This is a genomic window from Microbacterium sp. BF1 (assembly GCF_019279095.1).
Taxonomy (GTDB): domain Bacteria; phylum Actinomycetota; class Actinomycetes; order Actinomycetales; family Microbacteriaceae; genus Microbacterium; species Microbacterium maritypicum.
Genome location: NZ_JAGYWT010000123.1, coordinates 1 through 6,033, shown reverse-complemented (window position 1 = coordinate 6,033; position 6,033 = coordinate 1). Strand labels below are relative to the sequence as shown.

At 68.1% G+C, this 6,033-nt stretch carries 6 protein-coding genes and 2 pseudogenes; 4 read left to right on the top strand and 4 right to left on the bottom strand.

Annotation, left to right across the window (positions count from 1 at the left end; all coding sequences use genetic code 11):
* Positions 1–127: pseudogene (locus KZA10_RS18690) on the top strand (50S ribosomal protein L10); the annotation flags it as partial.
* Between the two features lie 686 nt (positions 128–813).
* Here the strand turns inward: KZA10_RS18690 and nadE are convergent.
* Entirely contained in the window at positions 814–1,632 is an 819-nt protein-coding gene (gene nadE, locus KZA10_RS06435) for an ammonia-dependent NAD(+) synthetase (RefSeq protein WP_141386869.1), read from the bottom strand.
* Between the two features lie 108 nt (positions 1,633–1,740).
* Between nadE and KZA10_RS06430 the strand changes: the two genes are divergently transcribed.
* Positions 1,741–2,298 carry a nucleoside phosphorylase gene (locus tag KZA10_RS06430; RefSeq protein WP_055869983.1) on the top strand — a complete coding sequence of 186 codons (558 nt, stop codon included), beginning with the start codon at positions 1,741–1,743 and terminating at the stop codon, positions 2,296–2,298.
* Positions 2,299–2,404: 106 nt separating this feature from the next.
* A complete protein-coding gene (locus KZA10_RS06425; protein WP_256934489.1) occupies positions 2,405–2,707 on the top strand; it encodes a hypothetical protein in 303 nt (100 codons plus the stop codon).
* On the opposite strand, the gene KZA10_RS06420 is transcribed toward KZA10_RS06425, so the two are convergent.
* Both KZA10_RS06420 and KZA10_RS06415 read right to left on the bottom strand, forming a co-directional pair.
* Positions 2,676–3,182, bottom strand: a complete 507-nt coding sequence (locus KZA10_RS06420) for a hypothetical protein (protein WP_218682447.1) — start codon at positions 3,180–3,182, stop codon at positions 2,676–2,678. The genes KZA10_RS06425 and KZA10_RS06420 overlap by 32 nt on opposite strands.
* A gap of 213 nt (positions 3,183–3,395) precedes the next feature.
* On the bottom strand, positions 3,396–4,811 hold the full coding sequence (locus KZA10_RS06415; RefSeq protein ID WP_218682446.1) for an RNB domain-containing ribonuclease: 1,416 nt from the start codon (positions 4,809–4,811) through the stop codon (positions 3,396–3,398).
* Positions 4,812–4,950: 139 nt separating this feature from the next.
* On the opposite strand from KZA10_RS06415, the pseudogene KZA10_RS06410 reads away from it, so the two are divergent.
* A pseudogene (locus KZA10_RS06410) lies at positions 4,951–5,721 on the top strand (short-chain dehydrogenase); the annotation flags it as partial.
* A gap of 123 nt (positions 5,722–5,844) precedes the next feature.
* Here the strand turns inward: KZA10_RS06410 and KZA10_RS06405 are convergent.
* The coding region (locus KZA10_RS06405; protein ID WP_256934488.1) for an ATP-binding protein at positions 5,845–6,033 on the bottom strand (189 nt) is incomplete at its 5' end.

Here is a 6,033-nt window from a genome sequence, read left to right as displayed (position 1 = left end):
CCTCAAGGGTCCGTCGGCTGTCGCGTTCGTGCACGGTGACTTCGTCGCCACCGCCAAGGCTCTGCGTGACTTCGCCAAGGCCAACCCGCTTCTCGTGATCAAGTCCGGCATCTTCGAGGGCAACGCCTGTGCGCGCAGCCGTGCGCGTCGCACCTGGAACAGCGGGAGGAGATCGTCGACGGCATGCGTGCTGAGCGTGCCGTCGCCGAGGATGAGGTCGACCTCATCGGCACGCGCGATGCCGAGGCGATCGAGCTGGTCGACATATGCCGCGAGCTGCATGAGGGCGGTGACACGCGCCTTGCGCGCCAGCTTCGAGTCCTGCACCCGCCAGCGCCCGTCGTCGTCTTTACGGAGGAAATCGGCGAAGCCGACGAACTCCTCGGTTGCGAAAGCGGCCTGGAAGACGACCTGTACGTCTGAGCGCAGCGCCGTCACCGTCTCATCGATCGCCGCGGCCAGTGCTTCGGCGTCGACCGACGAGACCTTCTCGACACGGTGGACGTTCTCGTCACCGAGATCGCCGATGTAGCGGGCGAGCACGTTCTGCTCGTGCACATCGCCGAGCTGCGCCGCGCGCTTCAGCGTGGCGTCTTCCGGTTCTTCGACGGCTGGCACCCGCCCCAGCTTCGCGTCGATCGCCCGACACCATGCGAACTCGCATTCGGCGGCCGCCTTGAGGTCGCTCGCGCTCCAGATGACGCGCTGCGCCTGAGTGTCGATCCGCACGATGCTCCCGTTCTGTCGGATCCCTCGACACTATCCGCGGCATCCGACACGGGCGAACGCGTGCGCCTGTCGAGACGACCGGCGTCAGCGCCACCAGGTGTCATCGGGAGTCACCGGAAGATGCCGCTTGTGCTGCGTCGCGAGGTACCTCGCCTCGATGCGGCCGGCGACCTCGGGGTCGACGTCGCGCCCTTCGAGGAAGTCGTCGATCTGCTCGTAGGTGAGTCCGAGCTCATCCTCATCGGCACGCCCCGGTTGACCGTCGAGCAGGTCGGCGGTCGGCACCTTGAACGCCAGCCGATCCGGGGCGTCGAGGAACTGCAGCATCGAGCGCCCCTGCCGCTTGCTGAGCCCGGAGAGCGGGAGGATGTCGGCCGCGCCGTCGCCGAACTTCGTGTAGAAGCCGGTCACAGCCTCGGCGGCGTGATCCGTGCCGATCACCAGCATCCCGTCATGGCCGGCGAGCGCGTACTGCGTGACCATGCGGACACGCGCCTTGATGTTGCCCCGGTTGAAGTCGCTGATGTCGCTCGTGACCGCGAACTCGATGTCTTCCTCGACACCGTCGACGCCGTTCTGGATGTTGACCTCGACCGAGGAGTCGGGCGCGATGAAGTCGAGGGCGGCCTCGGCGTCTGCGGCATCGTGCTGCACACGGTAAGGCAGGCGCACGGCGAGGAACTTCGCCTCCCCTCCCTCCGCCCGCACCCGCTCGACGGCGAGCTGCGCGAGGCGTCCGGCCAGCGTGGAGTCCTGCCCACCGGAGATCCCGAGCACGTAGCCCTTCGCCCCGGTCGTTCGGAGGTAGTCGACGAGGAATCTGACCCGACGCTCGACCTCGGACTCGGGGTCGATCTCGGGCCTGACGCCGAGGTCTTCAGAGATCTGCTTCTGCAACGACATGTCATCCTCCGTCTTGTCCTCGAATCAGTATCGCCCTTCCGTGTTACACCCGGGTGACGCCGCGGCGTGCGCATGCACCTGCCAGCGAAGACCTGAGAGAATAGGCCAGTGAAACTGCTGCTCGCTGCCCTCGAATCCGAACTGTCCGCATTCCCTGAGGAGCTCGACGGCTTCGACCGTCTCGTGAGCGGCCCCGGCAAGCTCCAGGCGACCTACGCCCTGACTCGCGCGCTCGACGCCAAGGTCTACGACGAGATCGTGGTCGTGGGCACGGCCGGCGCGATCGATCCCGACCTCGCGGCGACCGTCCACGAAGTCGGCACCGCGTTTCAGCATGACGTGACCGATCTCGACGGCATCTCGGGCCAGCACGTGTCGCTGCCGGCACGTGTCTCGACCGGGCGCGACGGCGTGCTGATCGCCACCGGTGACCACTTCGTCGAGGACGCCGAGGTCACCGCCGTGATCCGTCCCTCGGGCGCGGCCCTGGTCGACATGGAGACCTACGCCTACATCTGGGTCGCCGGACAGTTCGATGTCCCGATCCGCGTGTTCCGCGCGGTGTCCGATCAGGCCGAAGACGGGGCGTTGACGGATTGGCGTGAGGCCGTCGCGCGCTGCAGCGTGCAGTTGCGCGAATTCATCCGCAGCGAGTACGGCGTCTGAGAGCGCGGGGACGACCCTCGGTGCCCCCGACTTCGAGGGCCGCGCCAATCAGTCGAGTCGGATCCACGAGGACGGGGCCGTCGACGAGTACCGTCTGGGCAAGAGCATGCGCAGGGCCGGGTTCGACACCGAGACGTTCGCGGCGACGCTCACCGATCGGGAAGCACGCGTCAACGACCAGCTCGCGGCATGGGTCGCCGCCGGTGTCTCCAGCAGCGTCGAGACCGAGGGCCCGTCCATCGTCGACCGTCGTCGTTGGCACTGCGAACTCCCCGAGGGCGAGGCCGTGATCCTCTGCGGAGGAACGCACGTCGACTCGCTCGCCGCGTTCGCCTCGATCACGGTGTCGCTCGACCTGAGCGATCCTCAGCTCCTGGTCATGACGACCGTGGCGACGCCGGCCGACTGACGTCAGCCTCACGCCGCGCGACGGTGTGGCGATACGAGGCGTGACCGTAGGCGACCAGCACGACAGCCGCTGCCGTCATCGCGGAGAAGGACCGACCAGCTTGATGCAGATCGCTCGTCGGAGCGGTGGACAGGAACGGTGGTGTCATGATCAGCGCCATCCATCCCCAGAAAGCCGCCACCACCGCGGTGGTCGTGAGCAGGAGCAGGACCTGCGGGTCGCTGTTCACCCCCGGTGTCATGCCTGCTGCCACCGCTCCGAGAGCGAGCACGACGACGAAGAGGACGGAAAGCCCCAGCATCGCATTGCTGATCCAGTGGCGGACCCTTCGCGCGAACCGGGTCACCTTCGTGTAGGCATCGGCTGTCAGGAGCGTCAGCATGAGGATCACTGAGGCGACAGCGCAGGTGACTCCCGCACCGATGAACATCGTGACACCGGGCTCGCGCTGGCTCGGCGCCAGAGCGAAGACCACGACGGACGCACAGGAAAGGGGGACGGCGAGGCAAAGTCGAAAGAACCACCACGGTGCTGATCGCCAGGACGATACCGGGACTTCGATGAATGCAGACGCCAGTGCGAACAGATCGGGCTGGGTCTGTGACGAGGGATCGACGAGTGCGGACGGTGAAGGCATCCCGCCAGTATGGCCGTGGGGACAGACGACGTCAGCAGGCCGACAGGATGTTCAGATCGCGAACTCGACCTCTCCCTTCGCGATGTCAGCCCGAGCCACCCGGAGCTGGACGACATCGCCCGGCTTCGCCCCCATGGGCAGGGGTGCCGTCGCCGTGACCGCGGGGTCGGCGAGTTGGATCGCCGCACGCTCGCCCCGCAGCTCGATCACGGTCGCCTCCATCGTCGAGCCGACCAGCGGCGTCAGGAGCGCGGCTTCGACGCTGTTGATCGTGGCGGCGTTCAGTCGTGAGGCGCGCTGACCGGACTCCTGCATCAGCGCGGGCAGCTCTGCGAGTGAGGCGCGTGCCCATTCGGGGGCAGGCGTGCCGTTCGAGGCGGCGAGGCAGATCGCGAGGGCCCACCGATCGACCAGCCGGCGCAGGGGAGCGGTCGCGTGAGCATAGGGCGCGGCGATGGCGGCCTGCACAGCATCCTTCGGCGTCTCGCCGTCGAACACCAGATACCCCGCTCCGCGGAACAGTGACGAAGCGGCCTCCAGCACGGGGAGCGTCATCGGGTCGGCGCGGTCGAGGTTTCGCAGGTACTCGCCGTAGGTGCCCGTCGTCCACGGTCGACCGAGGGCTTCCGTCTGGTGCCGGAACGTCTCGAACGCAGCGTCATCCGGTTCCGGCATGGTCCGAAGGATCCCCACCCCGGCATCGAGCATCAGGGTCGCGGCTGCCATCCCCGTCATGAGCGAGAGCTGAGCGTTCCATTCCTCCACGGGCAGCGGACTGCGACGCTCGATCGCATAGGTGCCGTCCTGGGCGCGCACGACCTCTTCATCGGGCAGGTTCAGGCTCGCTCCGCCGCGCAGGCGCTCCTGCTCCATCCGCAGGGCGCCGATCTCGGGCAGCAGCGCGGCCGGCCCGTCTTCGCCGAGATCGAGCGACATCTGGGTCGTGGCGTAGTCGAGCTGGGCGCGCGAGCGGATCAACGCGCGCTCCAGACGGAAGGTCGAGACCACGCCGGCGGAGTCGAGGGCGAATGTCCACACCAATGCCGGTCGATCGACATCGGCGAGCAGCGACGCGCGATCCTCGCTCAGGACCCGCGGATGCAGGGGGATCGAGCCGTCGGCGGCGTACAGGGTCTGTCCGCGCCGCCGAGCCTCGGCGTCGACGGCGCCACCTGGGACGACGAAGCCGGGGACGTCGGCGATCGCGTAGCGAACCGTGTAGCCGCTGCCGTCGCGCTCGAGATGAAACGCCTGATCGAGGTCGCGAGAACCCTCGGGATCGAGCGTCGCGAAGGGGATGTCGCGAAGGTCGAGTTCGGGCACGGTCGCCGTCGATGCCTCAGCTTCGGCGATCACATCCTCAGGGAAGTCGACGGGGGCTTCGGCCGACTCGCGCAGAGCGGCGAGCGCCGTGGCCAGTTCGGTCTGGGCGGCAGACGGGGCGACGTGTGATCGGCGCTGAGGCATGGCTCCACCCTAGGCGCGAGTGATCGGGAGGAGGTCGGCGAACCGGCCCTGCGGATGGCAACCCGCGTTAGCGTGGACTCATGACCACTGCAGCCAAGGCCCAGACCCTTGTCGGACTCTATGACGCACCGGAGATCCTCCGCGTCGTGATGCAGAGCTGCAGCCGCTTCCCGACGGACCGCTGCCCGAGATGGAGACCTTCGGTCACACGGCCGACCCGCACCCGCAGGCGCTGCAGGCATCCGTCGACGCGCATCCGCTGCTCTCGGTCGCTGCCCTCGGCGGCACGGTCGCCGAGCAGGGCGGCCAGGCGCTCACGGCCGAAGACCTCGCACGCCTCGCGATGGCCCCCGGATCGTCGTCGCTGGAGAAGCACGCCGACGGCACCGCGATCGACGCCGGCGGCCTCGTGCCCGACGTGAACCGCGTGAACAGCTGGGTGCAGTCGATCGAGCAGGTCGATCCGCTCGAGATGCTCGAGGTGCAGCTCGCCAACACCACCGCACCGTTCCTGCTCATCAGCCGTCTGCGCGCGTCGATGGCTGCCTCGGATTCGCACCGCAAGTACGTGGTGAACGTCTCGGCCATGGAGGGGCAGTTCTCCCGCCGCTACAAGGGGCCAGGCCACCCGCACACGAACATGGCCAAAGCCGCGCTCAACATGCTCACGCGCACCAGTGCCGGTGAGATGCTCGAGAAGGACGGCATCCTGATGACGGCCGTCGACACCGGGTGGATCACCGACGAGCGTCCGCACTACACGAAGGTGCGGCTGGCGGAAGAGGGCTTCCACGCCCCGCTCGACCTCGTCGACGGCGCCGCCCGCGTGTACGACCCGATCGTGCGCGGCGAGGCCGGCGAAGACATCCACGGCGTGTTCCTGAAGGACTACGAGCCCAGCCCCTGGTGAGCCCGCGCTCCCGTATCGGTTCATCCGTCGGGAGAAAGGGCGGATGTCGGGCCGAAGATCCCATCTGCTCCGGCATCCGGAAGATCTTCCGACATCTGAACCGGGACGGGGACGGCAGCCTGGTCAGGCGGAAGGCTCGACCGGGTACGGATGCGGCAGCCACACCGTCACGATCAGGCCGCCGTCCGTCCGCGGGGTGAGCACCAGCGTGCCCCCGTGGGCCTGCGTGATGCGGTCGACGATCGCGAGACCGAGTCCCGCCCCGGCATGGTCGTCGCTGCGGGTGCGCTCGGCACCGCGCTGGAAGGGTTC